Raw genomic sequence first — 16,309 nt, forward strand, 5'->3', positions numbered from 1 at the left:
TGCCGCTCTTGCGTAACCACTTCGCGGGAGCGGTCTTTCAACGATGTTACATTAATCACAAAATTCTTTTACATGGGATGGTTGCTAGTTGATTCGTTTTTGCGGCCCTGATAAGGTCGCCGCCTCCTGAAAAAAATGTAGTTCTAATAAGTAGTAAAAAGAATGGATTCTACCCAGTCCAACGGGAATTTGGACTCTGGCCTTGCTGCGCTTATTTTCCTGGCACGATTTCACCAGGTTGCGGCCGACCCGGAACAGCTGCGTCACCATTACGGCATTGGTGGGCAGAAATTCGGCGAATCCGAAATTGTACGTGCGGCGCGACGTCTTCAGCTCAAAGCCCGCAGCTTTTCTTCTTCCTGGGATAAATTATCCGACCTCGCTCAGCCGGCAATCGTCGAGTTGAACGATGGATCCTATGTTGTCCTCGCGCGAGTGTCCGGGGATAAGGTTCTGATCCAGCGCCCCTCCGGCGGCAGCCCGGAAACTCTATTGAAAGAGGCATTCCTCTCCCAATGGAATGGCCGTCTGGTGCTGGTCGCAAAACGCTCTCTGCTGCCGGGAATGAGCGGAAAGTTCGATATCAGCTGGTTTATTCCCGCCATCTTGAAGTACAAACACCTGCTGCGGGATGTCATCCTGGCCTCCTTTTTTATCCAGCTGTTTGCATTGATTACGCCGCTGTTCTTCCAGGTAATGATCGACAAGGTACTGGTACACAAGGGGCTGACTACCCTCGATGTACTGGCATTCGGTCTTATCGTGATCTCTGTTTTCGATGTACTGCTGAACGGATTGCGCAACTATCTGTTTACCCACACTACCAACAGGGTGGATGTCACCCTGGGGGCCAAGCTCTATCACCACCTGACTCATCTGCCCGTTGCCTATTTCCTCTCCCGCCAAGTGGGCAATACGGTCGCGCGCGTGCGCGAGCTGGACACTATTCGAAGTTTTATCACTAGTTCGGCGCTCACCCTGGTGATCGACCTGTTCTTTACCATCGTGTTCTTTGCGGTGATGTACTTTTACAGTCCGACACTGACCTGGATTGTTTTGGGTTCTATCCCCTTCTATGTTGCGCTGTCGGTCTACATCACGCCCATACTGCGCCGCCGGCTGGACGAAAAATTCCAGCGCGGAGCGGAAAACCAGGCCTTTCTTACCGAGTCTATCTCCGGTATCGAGACGGTAAAAGCCATGGCGGTGGAGCCACAGATGCAACGCCGCTGGGAAGAGAACCTGGCGGGCTATGTGGCCGCTTCCTTCAAGGCCAACAACCTGGGCAATATCGCGGGCCAGGTATCGCAGCTGATCAATAAAGTGGTCACAGTGCTGATCCTGTGGGTGGGGGCGACCCTGGTGATGCGCAATGACCTGAGTATCGGCCAGCTGATTGCCTTCAATATGATTGCCGGGCGAGTCAGCGCCCCCATCCTCAAGCTGGTGCAGCTCTGGCAGGACTTCCAGCAGGCGGGAATCTCCATAGAGCGGCTGGGGGATATTCTCAATACCCCGACCGAACCCGGTCACAACCCCAACCGCACCACACTGCCGCGGGTTCAGGGAAGGGTAACTTTCGACAATGTCTCCTTCCGCTACGGGCCGGACCAGCCCCATATCCTGCGCCAGCTCTCGCTGGAAGTGAAACCGGGGGAAGTGGTGGGCATTGTCGGCCGCTCCGGATCGGGAAAGAGCACCCTGACCAAGCTGGTCCAGCGCCTCTATCTGCCGGAATCCGGCCGCGTGCTGGTGGACGGTATAGATCTGGCGCAGATGGAGCCCGCCTGGCTGCGCCGCCAGGTGGGTGTGGTGTTACAGGAAAACCGTCTGTTCAATCGATCGGTCAAGGACAATATCGCCCTGGTCGATCCCAGCCTGCCAATGGAGCGGGTGGTGCAAGCTGCCAAGCTCGCCGGTGCCCACGACTTTATCGTCGAGCTGTCCGAAGGTTATGACACGCTGGTGGGTGAGCAGGGCGCCTCACTGTCCGGCGGCCAGCGACAGCGCATAGCGATTGCCCGCGCCCTGATCAGCAACCCGCGCATCCTGATCTTCGACGAGGCCACCAGCGCCCTGGACTATGAGTCGGAGCGTATTATCCAGGAGAACATGCGGCATATATGTCGGGACCGCACGGTATTCATTATCGCCCACCGCCTCTCCACCGTGCGCCACGCGGATCGCATACTGGTGGTGGACAAGGGCCGGATTGTCGAGAGTGGTCCCCACGACCAGTTGCTGGAGCAGGAAGGTTATTACGCGCGGTTGCACAGCTACCAGAATCACACGCCGGTCTTGAAGGCGGTATCCATCGATAGCGGTGCGGGGAGGCAGCAGTCGTGAAGCTACCGTCTTTGGGTGCGGAAAAACAGGCGTTACTGACCGACAGGGATATCCACAGCTTCCGCCCCGCCGCGATAGAAATCGAGCAGACACCGCCCTCGCCCCTGGGGCGAGCATTCCTGTGGGCGATTGTGGCGCTGTTTGTGATTGCCCTGTTGTGGGCCTGCTTCGGCCGCATCGATATCGTTGCCACCGCCCAGGGCAAGGTGATTCCCAGCGAGCGGGTAAAGACCATACAGCCGCTGGAAACCGCTGCGGTAGCGGCAATCCACGTGCGCGAGGGGCAGCGGGTTGCCTCCGGAGATCCGCTGATCACCCTGGATACCGCCATTACCGAAGCCGATGTGCGCCGCCTGAGTCAGGAGTGGCGCGATACGTCGCTAGAGCGCTACCGACTGCAGGCACTCGCCGACTGGTTTGAGGGGGGGCGACTGCAATTTCCGGTCCTGGACACTGACATCCCTGAATTCGTTCCCTTTCTCCCAAAATACCGGGCACTGCTGCGACAGGAGGCCGCGGAGATTGTTGCCAACCTGAACGCAATGGAGCGGGAAGCCGCGCGCATGCAGGCCGAATACCGGATGACGGAGGCCGAGGTAACCAAGAGCCAGCGTTTGTTGGAGGTATTGAATGAACGGGTGAGCGCCTACGAGCTGATGCAGCGAAAAAAGCTCGGCCCGCGCATGGAGTATCTGGAGGTCAAGCAAAGTCAGATTGAAGTGGAGCAGGATATTGGTATACAGCGGGCACAGCTGCAGCAGCTCGAAGCCTCCCTCGAGGCCAACCGGGCGCAGCAGGATGCGCTAATTCACCAGCAGTACAAAAGCACTCTGCAACAGCTGCAGGAGGCCCAAACTCGGGAGGCGTCCTTGCTGGAAGAAAAGATTAAGGCCGAACAACGCAGCAAGCAATATCACATCAAGGCGCCTATAAATGGCTCTGTGCAGCAGTTGGCTGTGCACACCATTGGCGGTGTGGTTACACCGGCCCAGGAGCTGATGCTGATTGTGCCCGAGCAGAGTGAAATGGAGGTGGAAGCCTTTATCCTAAACAAGGATATCGGGTTTGTGCAGGAAGGCCAGGCGGCGGAAGTCAAGATCGATACTTTCAACTTTACCAAATACGGAGTAATTGACGCGGAGCTTATCAACCTGTCCGATGATGCCCTGCAGGATGAGGAGCTCGGACTTATATATAAGGCGCGGCTGAGGTTAAAACAGGATGGTCTTGCGGTGGCGGGAAAGCATGCCCGACTATCGCCGGGCATGTCGGTAATGGCTGAAGTGAAAACCGGGCAGAGGCGGATAATCGAGTTTTTCCTATCGCCTTTGCTGCGACACAAAGAGGATAGCCTTAGAGAGAGATAAAAAAATAAGCGCTTATGGAAGTTGAAAAGCTTGGATCTGGATAGTGGAAACGATTTTCTTTGATTGAGGGAGTCTCGGACGGTATCAGTTGGTCACTATTTCAAGTGGATTGCGTTTGTGTTCTTCTGACTCAAGATGTTCGGTTAATGTAAATTGGGAAAGCGTGAGCGACCGAAATATCAATGATTAAAATATTATAAGGGGAGTTTGGTGTTGGGTGGAAATGAAGAGATAGAAAGTAAATATGTGGTTTTCGGCTGTTTGATTCCAGTTTTTATAAGCTTTCTATTCTATCTATTGCTGATGGCATTTTCTCTAGATGATGCTCTGTCTGAATTTTGGGCGAAGGTCTTTGTAAGGTTTCCTTTATATGTAAACGTTATTGATTTTTCTCCTTATAAATTTGAGTTTTTTTTCTTGTTCTTTTTTAGTCTGATATCAATTCCTGTATCTATGCTTTATTGGTGGAGGGTGGTTCCTTCAGGGTTTAGAGGCTGGTTGTATAGGTCAAGTGGAAAATTTGTTGTTAAGTTAGTTTTGTCAGTAATTTTTTTAGCCCTTATCTTTGTTGGTTCTTGGTTTATAAGTGTTGAATCGTTAAGCGATAGAAGGGCTGGGTTTTTCAGGTATTCATTTGAAAATCCAGTGCTTTATTACACCCTCTTCATTTTTCCGGTATCGCTTGTTAGCTGGTTTTCTGCTGGTGCTGCAAAGTTCGCGTATTTTAAGTATAAAAACACATATTAAATGGAGGTTTATATGTCCGATAGTCAAGAGTCATTAGATAACAATAATATACTCTACTTTTAATCATGGAGGGTATGGTGTCAATAGAGCTTTTAGGCGCTGAGGGGATGGTGTTGACTTCAACAGTATTGGCATCGCTGTGTTAAGTAGGTTGTTTTGGCCTCTTTGTTTTTATGGGTTTTAAGGCTGATGAAAAATATACTGTTTTTTGGAGTTGGTGATGAATAGGTCTTCAATTGGTTCATGCAGGCCTTATTTTATACTTTTTCTTTGCGTGCTCGGGTGGGATTGTGTTGCTAAAGATTTGAGATTCTCTGTGAATACGGTACGAGATCGTATGGAGAATGACTCCGTATACTCACACGATGCGGTTTATTATTTAACCAAAGGTAGCGCCCAAATAGGAATTTACTCTAGACAACCCTATAAACGCATTGGATCAATCTGCTGCCATAGAGGGAAATTTACAGATGAGTATTTTTTGAAAGGGGGCTTTGGCGATTATCGTCTGCTTCAAGCAGTTAAAAGCGGAGACGGTTTAGAGGAGCTCCTGGTATCAATTTATAGTGTTGAAGGTGATCTGTTAGCAGGGCCAAAGAAGTCGCATTCTGTTCGTGAGGGGCTGCTAGCAGTTGATAGGGAGAGAACACATTTTGCCGTGCTTAACGAAAAGAGCATAGAGGTTTACGACTCTGATTTGAATAGAGTAAAGGAGCATCTCTTTTCGGCTGACTTAATAGATGTTGAATCCGTTGCGATATCAAACAAGGTTAGTGGGGCACTTATTAAAGATGCTGAGAGCCTTGTTTTTATAGATTTTCGCACGGGCGAAGAGACTTTTATTGATTCGTGCAATATGCCCAAAGGAACTCAGTTTAGGATGGTTTCTTATGAAGCTACATTAAATAAGTTTCTTATGGTTTCCCAGTCAGGTAGCTCCTGTGTTATTGACGAAAATGTTGTTCAAGAATTTGAGGTGGATGTAACAGGAAAGTTAGGAAGCGTCTACGCAACGAATGATGTTTTGCTTGTTGTGACATCGGATACAGTTGCAGCTCTCGATGCAAATACTTTTACTTTGAATGGCCTGTTTGAGTTAAAAACATACTATGAAAATAAGTTTGGTAAGGATCCTGCAGTAAGGCCGTTCTTTGTTCAGAATGAGTACGATTATTCAAGTAATACCATGTATCTTAGTGGTGGTGGAAATACAGGTTCTTTTTTTGAATTAAAACCTATCAAGCAGTAAATCAAGGAGCGAATCAATGAGTGTTTTAGATGGTCAAGGCGGCCAGGGTAATGTTCAAAGGTTTCCGGGAAAAACACTGACAGAGCGATCTGGATCGCGACTCTGGTTGACTCGATACTCGGAACGATACGGCGCAGATCAGAACGTTAAATAAGCAGCCGTCGAAAGACGGCATGCTGCATATACATTTCAGGCTCGGAGTTCGCACGGAAGATAAACTGATAAAATTATGGTCATTGATTTTCTGGCAAGGGTCATCAGCGGGCTGAAGTTAAAATATGAAGATGGGGTGACAGTAGCCGATCAGAGCGCTGATTGATTAGGTTTCTGATCGTAGAATTGACGATATTTACATATGAATATGATTCTCGTATTTCATGATCTATGTGATCTGTATTTTGTTGTGAATTTTCTATTTGGATATGTTGAGGAAGAATTTTATGGGAAAGTCATTTTGGTGCTTATGTAAGTTTTCCATTTATTTTTCTTTGTTGTTTCATTTACTCATTGGTGTCTTTTATTTTATAGGCTCTAAATGCTTTTATAAGTCATACGAACCCCTAGACAATTTCTCGGAGGGGGTTTTATCTGGCGTTAAGGTCTTCGATGTTCGTGAGGTTTCGCTGCAGGATGAGGATGTATATTTAAAAGTACCTGATGCCCCTAGTGAGCTTCGGGTGGGTAGAAAGGATAGGGGGAGTGTGGCCACAAAGCTGGTTTGTAATGGGGTTGTCATCAATGATGAAATGCGCAGGCTAAATGGCGACTATGCCTTATCGAGTCGCGCTGTCTACATACCCTTGTTGAAAGATGTGTCTGCTTCGGACTGTGCCATGGAAATTAGATTAAGCTCGGCAGCTTTTGTGGATTTATCCGTTGAAATGGTTCCAGTGGTAAAAAAATATGGGTGTGATTTTTTAAGTGGATCTCCAGTTCTATCGGGAGTGCTTGGTTTGGGGTTTTACTTTTCAGGTTGGTACATAAGTTTTCTCTATGGTCTTCCTGTTATTTTGGGTGTGCTATTAACAGTGGTATCTATTGTTTTTGTAAAAAAAGGATGTAAGCAATGAGCTATTCAGTAACCACTTACACTGACTCCAGTTTGACTGATGGTCAGGGCTTTGTTCATACATGGATTGAGGTAACAAATCATGAGACAGGGGATACTACTACTTATAGTTATGGCCCAGAGAGTGGAAGTGACACTTTTAATGGTAACGGGGATTGGGCTGATCAGGAGAATCCAGACAGAATAAGTGAGGACAGAACTCAAGAAATCACGAAAGATCAATATGACGCAATTAGAAAGGAAGGTGATCGCCTGAGAGATAATCCGCCTACTTATGATTTATTTCCGGAAAGGGAAGATGGAGAGCATAATTGCGTTACGATGTCTGATCATTTATTGCAGCAGGCTGGGATAAATGACTTGGATGGTTTAGAGACGCCGGGTAGTGTTGAAGACAGGCTTAGAGAGTTAAATGAAAATGACGCTAATGGAGGTGCTGGTGGAGCTGCTGGAGATTCAGCCGAAGCTGGCAGTGGTGGATCTAATCGTGGTATTCCCAGAGATCCTTTAGTTTTGGATTTAGATGGGGATGGAATAGAGTTGTCATCATTAGCTGAAAGTGATGCCTATTTCGATCTTAATGGTGATGGTTTCGCAACACGCACCTCATGGCTGAATGGTGATGATGGCTTCCTGGCCTTGGATCGCAATGCAGATGGCACCATCAACGACATCAGTGAGCTGTTTGGCAGCCCCGAGCGCACCGGTTACGAAGAGCTTTCCGATCTGGATAGCAATGCCGATGGCATGATCGACGCGAATGACGAGCGCTTTGCCGAGCTACAGATCTGGCAGGATGTCAATGGTGATGGTGTAAGCCAATCTGACGAGCTTCAGTCACTGACAGATCTGGGGATAGCCAAAATTAGCTTGGCTTATGCGGAGGTCGATGAGCAGGCTGGTGCGGATGCACAAATTGCACGGCAAGGTACTTTTACCTGGTCCGATGGTTCACAGGGAGTAGCGGCCGAGACGTCAGGCATTGCCGCCGACGTTCTGTTCGCATCCGATCCCACCTTCACACACTTTGTTGGTGAGGTAACCCTGGACCCCGATGTATTGGCGGTTTCCGATATCAAGGGATATGGACAGATGCCCAACTTGCATCAGGCCATGAGTCTTGACAGCGACTTGAAAGACTATGCGCTCAGCCTGCTTAGTGCGCCGACCGCAGAATCATTGCTGGCTGGCTTTGAAGGCTTGCTCGTCAAATGGGCGGGCGTCGAAGGTATTGCCATCGACGATATAGACCCCAATCATCGGCTCAACGTCAATTCCGAAACAGGCCTCGTCGATTTCCGCTTGGCAGGTGAATCCTTTACCTTGGAGCAATTGGGAATAATCAAGCAGTACGCCGGCTTGGATGCATTGCTGTTGGGTGATGGGCAGTGGCGCGAAGATGGAAAACTTGTCACCACCGGGGGGTATTATCGCCAGGCCTACAATGAGCTGTCCCGAAATCTACTGGTGAAGCTCTCGGTGGCCAGTGGCTTACTGGCGGATATCGCCCCCGGATTGTCTTACGATTCGGCCACCGACTTGCTCACTACCAGTACCGATATTGGCGCTCCAGTACTCGACGATGCGCTGGCCGATATCGCCGCTGCGTTGGGTGACGAGGAGGTGATAGCCAAACAGTGGCTGAAGCTGACCGCATTAGTGGAGATAGATCCGTCCGCTCGCCCTGAGCTCTCGGATGCAATTGGCCGTATCGTCTCCTCATACGGTGATATCGAGTCATTGCTGCCGGCTTTCGAGAATCCGGTATTTGAATACTTGGATATCGACTCCAGCATTGGGTCCTCCGGTGCCGATATTATCTATGGTGGTGAGCCCGAGGACGTAATCGTCGGTTTCGACGGCAACGACCGCCTGTACGGGCGTTCCGGCGATGATGCATTGTATGGCAATGGCGACGACGATTACCTCTATGGGGAGGCGGGCAGTGATATCCTCGATGGCGGCGATGGCCGCGATCGGCTGTACGGTGGTGACGGCGACGATACTCTGCGCGGTGGTACGGGCGTGAATGACTATCTGTCGGGTGGTGCCGGCAGCGACACTTACTTGTTCGGTGCCGGAGACGGCAACACCACTGTGTACAACTACGACAAGGGTGCGGAGCGCAGCGATGTTCTGCGCTTCCTGGAAGGAGTAGAGGCGAGTGACGTCGTAGCCACGCGTAACAGTAACAACCTTTTACTGACCATCGGTGCAACCGGTGAGGTGATTACCGTCTCGAACTACTTCAACAGCGACGGCGCCGGTGGTTACGCCCTGAATACCATCGAGTTCGTCGATGGCACCGCCTGGGATGTTGATACTGTCAAGCAAAAAGTGCTCACCCCCACTGAAGGCTCTGATGAGATCTGGGGCTATGATGCCACCGATGACAACTTGGAAGGGCTCGGCGGTAATGACCAACTGCGTGGTCAAGCAGGCGCCGACACATTGGATGGTGGCACCGGTAACGATACGATCTACGGTGGCGAGGGCAACGATGACCTGAGCGGCGGCGAAGGCCGGGATTACCTGTATGGTGATGCCGGAGATGATGTTCTCAATGGTGGTGCCGGTAATGACTCCCTGAGAGGTGGGGGCGGCAACGATATCTACGATATTGTCAGCGGCGACGGCCACGACACCATCTGGGAGGTCTCCAACGCAGAAGATAATGACAGGTTGCGTCTGGGGGAAAACATTCTGCCGGAAAATACGGTACTACTTCGCCGCGGTTGGGATCTTCTGATCGAAATTGATACTGGCGAGCAGTCCGTTCGAGTTTCCAACTATTTCCGTGACGACGCGACTAGCGGCCAAGCGGTGGATGCCATCGAGTTTTCTGATGGCACTGTCTGGGATATCGATACCGTCAAACAAAAAGTACTGGTTCCCACCGAAGGCGCCGACGAAATATGGGGTTACGATGCCACAGACGATAACCTGCAAGGCCTCGGCGGTAGTGACCAATTACGCGGACAGGCGGGCGCCGATGTTTTGGATGGCGGTGCGGGCAACGATGCGATCTACGGCGGCGATGGAAACGACCAACTGATCGGGGGCGAAGGCCGGGATTCCCTGCGCGGCGATGCCGGGGATGATCTTCTCAGCGGTGGCACCGGTAATGATTCCCTGATGGGAGGTGCCGGCAATGACGTCTACGATATCGCCAGCGGCGATGGCCATGACACCATCCAGGAGATCTCCAGTGCAGACGACAATGACAGGCTGCGCCTGGGAGAAAATATCCTGCCGGAGAATACCGTACTGCTCCGTCGCGGTTGGGATCTTCTGATCGAAATCGACAGTGGTGGCCAATCTGTTCGGGTCTCCAATTATTTCCGTGATGATGCCACCAGCGGCCAGGCAATTGATGCTATCGAGTTTGCCGATGGCACCGTTTGGGATATCGATACTGTCAAGGAGAAGGTGCTTATACCCACAGAGGGCGCCGATGAAATCTGGGGTTATGATGCAACGGATGACCAGCTTACAGGTCTGGCCGGAAACGATTTTATAGAAGGCCAGGCAGGCAACGATACGATCGACGCCGGTGATGGCGAAGATCGTATTTATGGCGGCGATGGCAACGATTTTCTGTCAGGCGGTAAAGGCAACGACACCCTGTACGGTGAACAGGGAAGCGATACTTATATCTTCAGCCTCGGCGATGGTATCGACACCATCCTGGATCGGAACCAGAGTGGGGCCGATATCAATACCCTGCAGTTTGGACCGGATATCACTTCGGATGACCTCTGGGTGCGCCGCAGTGGCGACGACCTGGTGCTCTATCACCAGAATATGCAGGACCGGGTAACTGTCCAGCGCTACTTTGAAGAGGACGGGCTTGGCGAATACGCCCTGAGCCATATCCGCTTCGATGACGGCACTGAACTGGACCTGGCGGCGCTGAAGGAGCGCGCCATTCAGCCCACGGAAGAAAGCGATACCATTTACGGATTTTCCACCAACGATGTGCTCACCGGCCTGGGGGGGAATGACAATCTCCATGGCCAGCAGGGCGACGACATAATCCTCGGTCAGGACGGCGAGGACCGTCTATATGGCGAGGAAGGTCAGGACGAACTGCAGGGTGGCCTGGGTGACGACACACTGAATGGCGGCAAGGACAGCGATCGTTTGTTTGGCCAGGAGGGTAACGACTCTCTCTACGGCAACGATGGCGACGACCAGTTGTCGGGCGGGCTGGGCGATGACTACCTGGAGGGCGGTGCTGGCGACGACAAGTACTACTTCACCGCGGGTGATGGCCAGGACACTATTGTCGATAGCGGCACCATCTATATCTATGTCAGCGATATTGAGCTTGAGGATGTTGTTTTCCGCCGGGACGGCCTCGATCTCAATGTGCTTTTTAAGCAAAGTGAGTCTGACAAAATTACCATCCGCGATTACTTCCCCGATTATAGCGGTATTGCCGGAAGGAAAATTGGATTCCATCAGGCACTCTACGGCACGTCTTGGGATGTTTCTGCTGAGGAAATAAATAGCAAGATGCTAGAGGGTACTGAAAATGCAGATTACATTTTTGGTAACGTCAACTCCAATATAGTAGATGGCTTGACGGGTGATGACATCATAGATGGCTATGATGGAGACGATGAACTTAGTGGAAATATAGGTAATGACCGCCTCATCGGTGGTAAGGGTGACGATCTCCTGATAGGCGGTGTCGGTGATGATGTCTTGACTGGTGGTGAGGGAAGTGATCTCTATCAGTTTAGCAGTGGTGATGGAAAAGATCAGATCAATAATAGTGATACTGATGGAACAGATCAGATCAATAATAGTGATACTGATGGAACAGATCAGATCAATAATAGTGATACTGATGGAACAGATCAGATCAATAATAGTGATACTGATGGAACAGATCAGATCAATAATAGTGATACTGATGGAACAGATCAGATCAATAATAGTGATACTGATGGAACAGATCAGATCAATAATAGTGATACTGATGGAACAGACACTGTGGTATTTACTGCAGATGTATCACCGGAATCCGTTTCCGTCTCCCGCTCGGGCGACAACCTGTTGCTGGATTACGGCTCCGGGGACCAGGTGCTGGTGCACAACTTTTTCCGCGAAGAGGGGGCCAGCAGCTATGCCATCGACGAGGTCCGCTTCGACGACGGTACTGTCTGGGATCGGGAAGCCCTGCTGGATATGGCGCTGATCGGCGCCGACAGCGACGACAACCTGATCGGCTACAGCACGGACGATGTGCTGGAAGGTCATGGCGGCGCCGATGTGCTGCAAGCCCACGCAGGCAACGACAGCCTGTCCGGTGGTGCCGGTGATGACCGGCTGTACGGCGGTGAGGGCAACGACATCCTTGTGGGTGGCACAGGCAGCGACGAGCTGTCCGGCGGCTCCGGTGATGATATTTACCGCTTCACCCGCGGCGATGGTCTGGACACGCTTGCTGATACCGGCGGTGCGGATCGGGTGGAGTTCACTGATATCGCCTCCAGCGAGGTGCGCGTACGCCGCGAGGGCGCGAACCTGGTGATCAGCCTGCCGGGCACTGCGGACAAATTGATCCTTTCCAGCCAGTACCAGGGTGAGGAGTTGAGCGCAGCCGATACCAGTTTTGAATCCGTCTCCTTTAGCGACGGCGTCACCTGGGATTTCGCCGCATTGATGGACAGAGCCATTGCCGGCAGTACGGACGGCGATGTGATCCAGGGCTTCAGTGCCGACGAAGTGATCGAAACCCTCGGCGGAGACGATAGCGTACATGCCGGTGCCGGTAGCGACCGGGTCGACGGCGGTGCGGGCAGTGATGTGCTGTATGGCGAGCTCGGCAATGACCATCTGCTGGGTGGCGACGGTGTCGATACCTTGCACGGCGGTGGCGGTGATGACGAGCTGTTCGGCCAAGCGGGTGCCGATATCCTCCATGGGGATAGTGGCGACGACCAGCTGTACGGCGGACTGGATAACGACGAGCTATCCGGCGGCAGCGGCGCAGACACGCTTTCCGGGGGCACAGGTGATGATCTGCTGCGCGGCGGCAGTGACAACGATAGCCTCCACGGCGACGCCGGCAACGACAAGCTCTACGGCGATAGTGGCGAGGACTCGCTGCACGGTGGCGATGGCGACGACGAACTCTATGGTTCGGGCCAGCTGTATGGCGACGCCGGCGCGGACTTGTTGGAGGGCACCGGAACCCTGGCCGGTGGTGCGGACAATGACGAACTGCGCGGTCTGGGTTCTGCCACCCTGCTGGGCGGGGCCGGTGACGACACTCTGATTGCCGATATCGATCCCTGGTCCGGCAGCGCCAGCACCCTCGCCGGCGGCACCGGCGACGACACCCTGTACGGCTCCTTCGGCGACGATATTTACCAGTTCAATCTCGGCGACGGCCGCGACACGCTGATCGAGCGCCGCGACGGTGAGGCTTACAGCAATGTCGATCCGTCCGCGGATACCCTGCAGTTCGGCGCCGGCATCGATGCCGAGGACCTGCAGTTTGTTCGCACCGGTGACGACCTGCAGGTGCAACACAGCAACGGCACCGATGCGATCACCATCCGCAATTGGTTCCAGGAGCCGACCGATCACTACAAGGTAAACCGCTTCGAGTTTGCCGGCGGCACTGTGCTCACCGACACGGATGTGGAAGCGCGCACAGTGACCCTGGGAACCGATGGGGCGGACACCCTGCTGGGCTACCGCGATTTGCACGAGGAAATCCGTGCGGGTGCCGGCGACGACCAAGTCTGGGGTCGCACCGGCAACGACGAAATCCACGGCGAAGCCGGGAACGACTACCTGGACGGCGAAGAGGGCGACGATCGCCTGTTCGGCGGCGACGGTGTCGACAACCTGGTGGGGCGCAGTGGCGACGATCACATCGAGGGTGGCCTGGGCGGTGACAGCCTCCAGGGTGGCACCGGGGCCGATCAGCTGTTCGGCCAGGAGGGTGCAGACAAGTTGTTCGGCGGTGACGGAGACGATTACCTGGATGGCGGCGCCGACGATGACTATTTCGAGGCGGGTGCCGGCAACGACACACTGCTCGGCGGAAGTGGCAACGATCAGCTCAGCGGTAATGGCGGTGACGACCAACTGTCCGGCGGTGCCGGCGATGATAAATATGTCTTCGGTGCCGGTAATGGCCACGATGTGATCCTCAACGGCGACGGTGGTGTCGACGGTATCCTCTTCACCGGCGGCCTGTCCGAAGAACGCCTGACCTTTACCCGAGACGGCGACGACCTGCTGGTCCTGATCGACGACGGCAGCGTCGACAGCGTGCGCGTCCGCGATCATTTCCTCGGCGGCGAGACTGCCATCGACTGGGTGCAGCCGGACGGCGGTTTCATGATTTCCACTGCGCAGATCAACCAGCGTGTCGGTGGCGGGCAGACCGGTGACTACGACAGCGTGGTCGAAGGTACCGCCGCTGGCGAACAGCTGGTGGGCAGTGGCGGCAAGGATCTGGTGCAGGGCCTCGGGGGCGACGATACCGTCTTTGCCATGGGCGGCGACGACCGCATCGAGGGTGGTGACGGCAACGACCAGCTTTACGGCGGCAACGGTGGCGGTGTCGGCACCGGCAACGACGTGATTGTCGGCGGCGCCGGCAACGATATCCTGGTCGGTGAGGACGGCGACGATCAACTGGCCGGGGGTACCGGTGACGACAGCTACTACTACAAGGCCGGTCACGGCGTTGATGTGATCGACAACAGCGGCGGCGGCACCGATGGCGTCTTCTTCCTCGACGGCCTGGAGCGCTCCCGCCTCAGCTACCACCGCGACGGTGACGATCTGGTGGTACTGGTCGACGGCGACCTGCAGCAGCAGGTGCGGGTCACGGACCACTTCCTCGGCGGCGATTACGCCATCAGCTATATCCAGCCCACAGACGGCGGCAACGCGATTATGGCTTCCGAACTGGACGGATTGCTGACGCCGCTGCCCGATGGCAATGGCGGTGACAACGGCGGCGGTGAAACCGATCCGGACGAAGGCGACGGTGGAAATGGCGGCGACAATGAGCCGTCACCGGAACCCGGTCTGGGCGGAGACGATGTCATTAACGGTACGGCCGCCAGTGAAACCTTGGTGGCAGGTTCCGGCAACGATACCTTGTCCGGCGGCGCTGGCAACGACCGTCTGCTCGGCGGTGAGGGCGACGACGTATACGTCTTTACCGGTGGGCAGGACCTGATTGATGAGTCGGCAGGGGCGGATACGCTGAGGTTCTCTGCCGGCATTACCTTCAACCAGGTGGCTTCCGGGCTGCTCAAGTCCAGCGACGACCTGGTGTTGCGGGTGGACGGCGGCCCCGACCAGGTAACACTGACGGACTTCTTCCTCGGCGGAGGCGCATTGGTGGAGACCATTGAGTTCGAAAGTGGTGGCCAGCTGACCGCGGAGCAGATATTCGGCGCCTTCGGCCTGCCGATGCCGACGCCGCAGGAAGGCTACGCACAGACCCTGGATGGCAGCACCGGAGACGATGCAGCCCTGGACGGTGGCTCGGATGCCGACCTGATCCGGGGCTTCAATGGTAACGACCAGTTGCGCGGCGCCGCAGGAAGCGACCGCCTAGAGGGTGGCAACGGCGCCGACAGGCTGACCGGCGGCAGCGGCGACGATCTGCTGATTGGCGGACGCGGTGATGACACCTATTTCTTCAATGCGGGAGACGGCCAGGATGTGGTCGACAATACCGGCGGAGGCCTGGATGTGCTGCGCTTTGAAGGTATCGGCTTCAGTGATGTGGCCAGCGGCCTGTTGAAGTCCGGTGACAACCTGGTGTTGCAGGTAAGCGGTGGCAGCGACCAGGTAACCCTGCGCGACTTTTTCAAGGGCGGCGATCACGCCATTGATCGCATCGAGTTCTCGTCCGGCGGTGAACTGACGGCCGGCCAGATCTTTGGGGCCTTCGGTTTGAGCAACCCGGATCCCCAGGGTTCGCCGGAATACCAGGGGCTTCCGGATGAGCGCGCTTTCGGTACTGTGACTGTCGGTGACGCGGCAGATGAGATTTTACTCGCATCGTCCGATGCCGATTTCATCGATGCCGGTGCGGGTAACGACCAGCTGCATGGAAGCCTCGGCGACGACTACCTGATCGGCGGTGAGGGTGACGATACCTACCACATCGCCGCCGGAGGAGGCGTCGATACCATCAACAACTTCTCCAGCTTGGCGGGTAACGATGAGTTGCAGTTGGCCGATGGTATCGAAGAGTCGGAACTGTGGTTCCACCGCGATGGCGACGATCTGGTCGTGGACCTGCTCGGCACCGAGGATCAGGTGCGGGTGCAGGATTGGTATCTGGACGCCGCCAACCAGCTGGATGCCGTGCGCACCGATGACTCGGTGATTACCGCCAGTGAGATCGAGCAGCTGGTAACGGCGATGGCCGCGTTCGGCGCGCCCGCCGGCGGTGAGGTCAACTTGACTTCGGAAGAGCAGAGTCAGGTGAATGCGGCTATTACGGCTGCCTGGCAGGCCAGCGCCTAAGCGGTAAGA

The 16,309-nt window shown here is 54.1% G+C and carries 6 protein-coding genes; all 6 read left to right on the plus strand.

The features are described 5' to 3' along the window. The first annotated feature begins 162 nt into the window (after window positions 1-162). The 6 genes from IG627_RS01060 (at window position 163) to IG627_RS20790 (ending at window position 16,300) form a co-directional block, all read left to right on the plus strand. Window positions 163-2,346: a type I secretion system permease/ATPase gene (locus IG627_RS01060; protein WP_193189293.1), complete on the plus strand. Its 2,184-nt coding sequence runs from the start codon at window positions 163-165 to the stop codon at window positions 2,344-2,346. Further along, window positions 2,343-3,713, plus strand: coding sequence for an HlyD family type I secretion periplasmic adaptor subunit (locus IG627_RS01065; protein WP_319024459.1), 1,371 nt, complete (start codon window positions 2,343-2,345; stop codon window positions 3,711-3,713). The genes IG627_RS01060 and IG627_RS01065 overlap by 4 nt, the downstream gene beginning before the upstream one ends. Window positions 3,714-3,923: 210 nt before the next feature. Further along, window positions 3,924-4,460: a hypothetical protein gene (locus IG627_RS01070; RefSeq protein WP_193189294.1), complete on the plus strand. Its 537-nt coding sequence runs from the start codon at window positions 3,924-3,926 to the stop codon at window positions 4,458-4,460. 337 nt (window positions 4,461-4,797) lie between these two features. Then, window positions 4,798-5,709 carry a hypothetical protein gene (locus tag IG627_RS01075; protein ID WP_193189295.1) on the plus strand — a complete coding sequence of 304 codons (912 nt, stop codon included), beginning with the start codon at window positions 4,798-4,800 and terminating at the stop codon, window positions 5,707-5,709. Between the two features lie 440 nt (window positions 5,710-6,149). Next, window positions 6,150-6,779 (plus strand): hypothetical protein, encoded by a 630-nt coding sequence (locus tag IG627_RS01080; RefSeq protein ID WP_193189296.1) that lies wholly within the window; start codon window positions 6,150-6,152, stop codon window positions 6,777-6,779. Between the two features lie 638 nt (window positions 6,780-7,417). Then, on the plus strand, window positions 7,418-16,300 hold the full coding sequence (locus IG627_RS20790; RefSeq protein WP_319024460.1) for a calcium-binding protein: 8,883 nt from the start codon (window positions 7,418-7,420) through the stop codon (window positions 16,298-16,300). Window positions 16,301-16,309 lie beyond the last annotated feature (9 nt).

Source organism: Microbulbifer taiwanensis, assembly GCF_014904815.1.
GTDB classification, from domain to species: domain Bacteria; phylum Pseudomonadota; class Gammaproteobacteria; order Pseudomonadales; family Cellvibrionaceae; genus Microbulbifer; species Microbulbifer taiwanensis.

What these genes read in the sequence shown, in the direction of transcription:
- IG627_RS01080 (WP_193189296.1), top strand. Translation starts at nt 6,150, where the DNA reads ATGGGAAAGTCATTTTGGTGCTTATGTAAGTTTTCCATTTATTTTTCT.
- IG627_RS01060 (WP_193189293.1), top strand. Translation starts at nt 163, where the DNA reads ATGGATTCTACCCAGTCCAACGGGAATTTGGACTCTGGCCTTGCTGCG.
- IG627_RS01075 (WP_193189295.1), top strand. Translation starts at nt 4,798, where the DNA reads ATGGAGAATGACTCCGTATACTCACACGATGCGGTTTATTATTTAACC.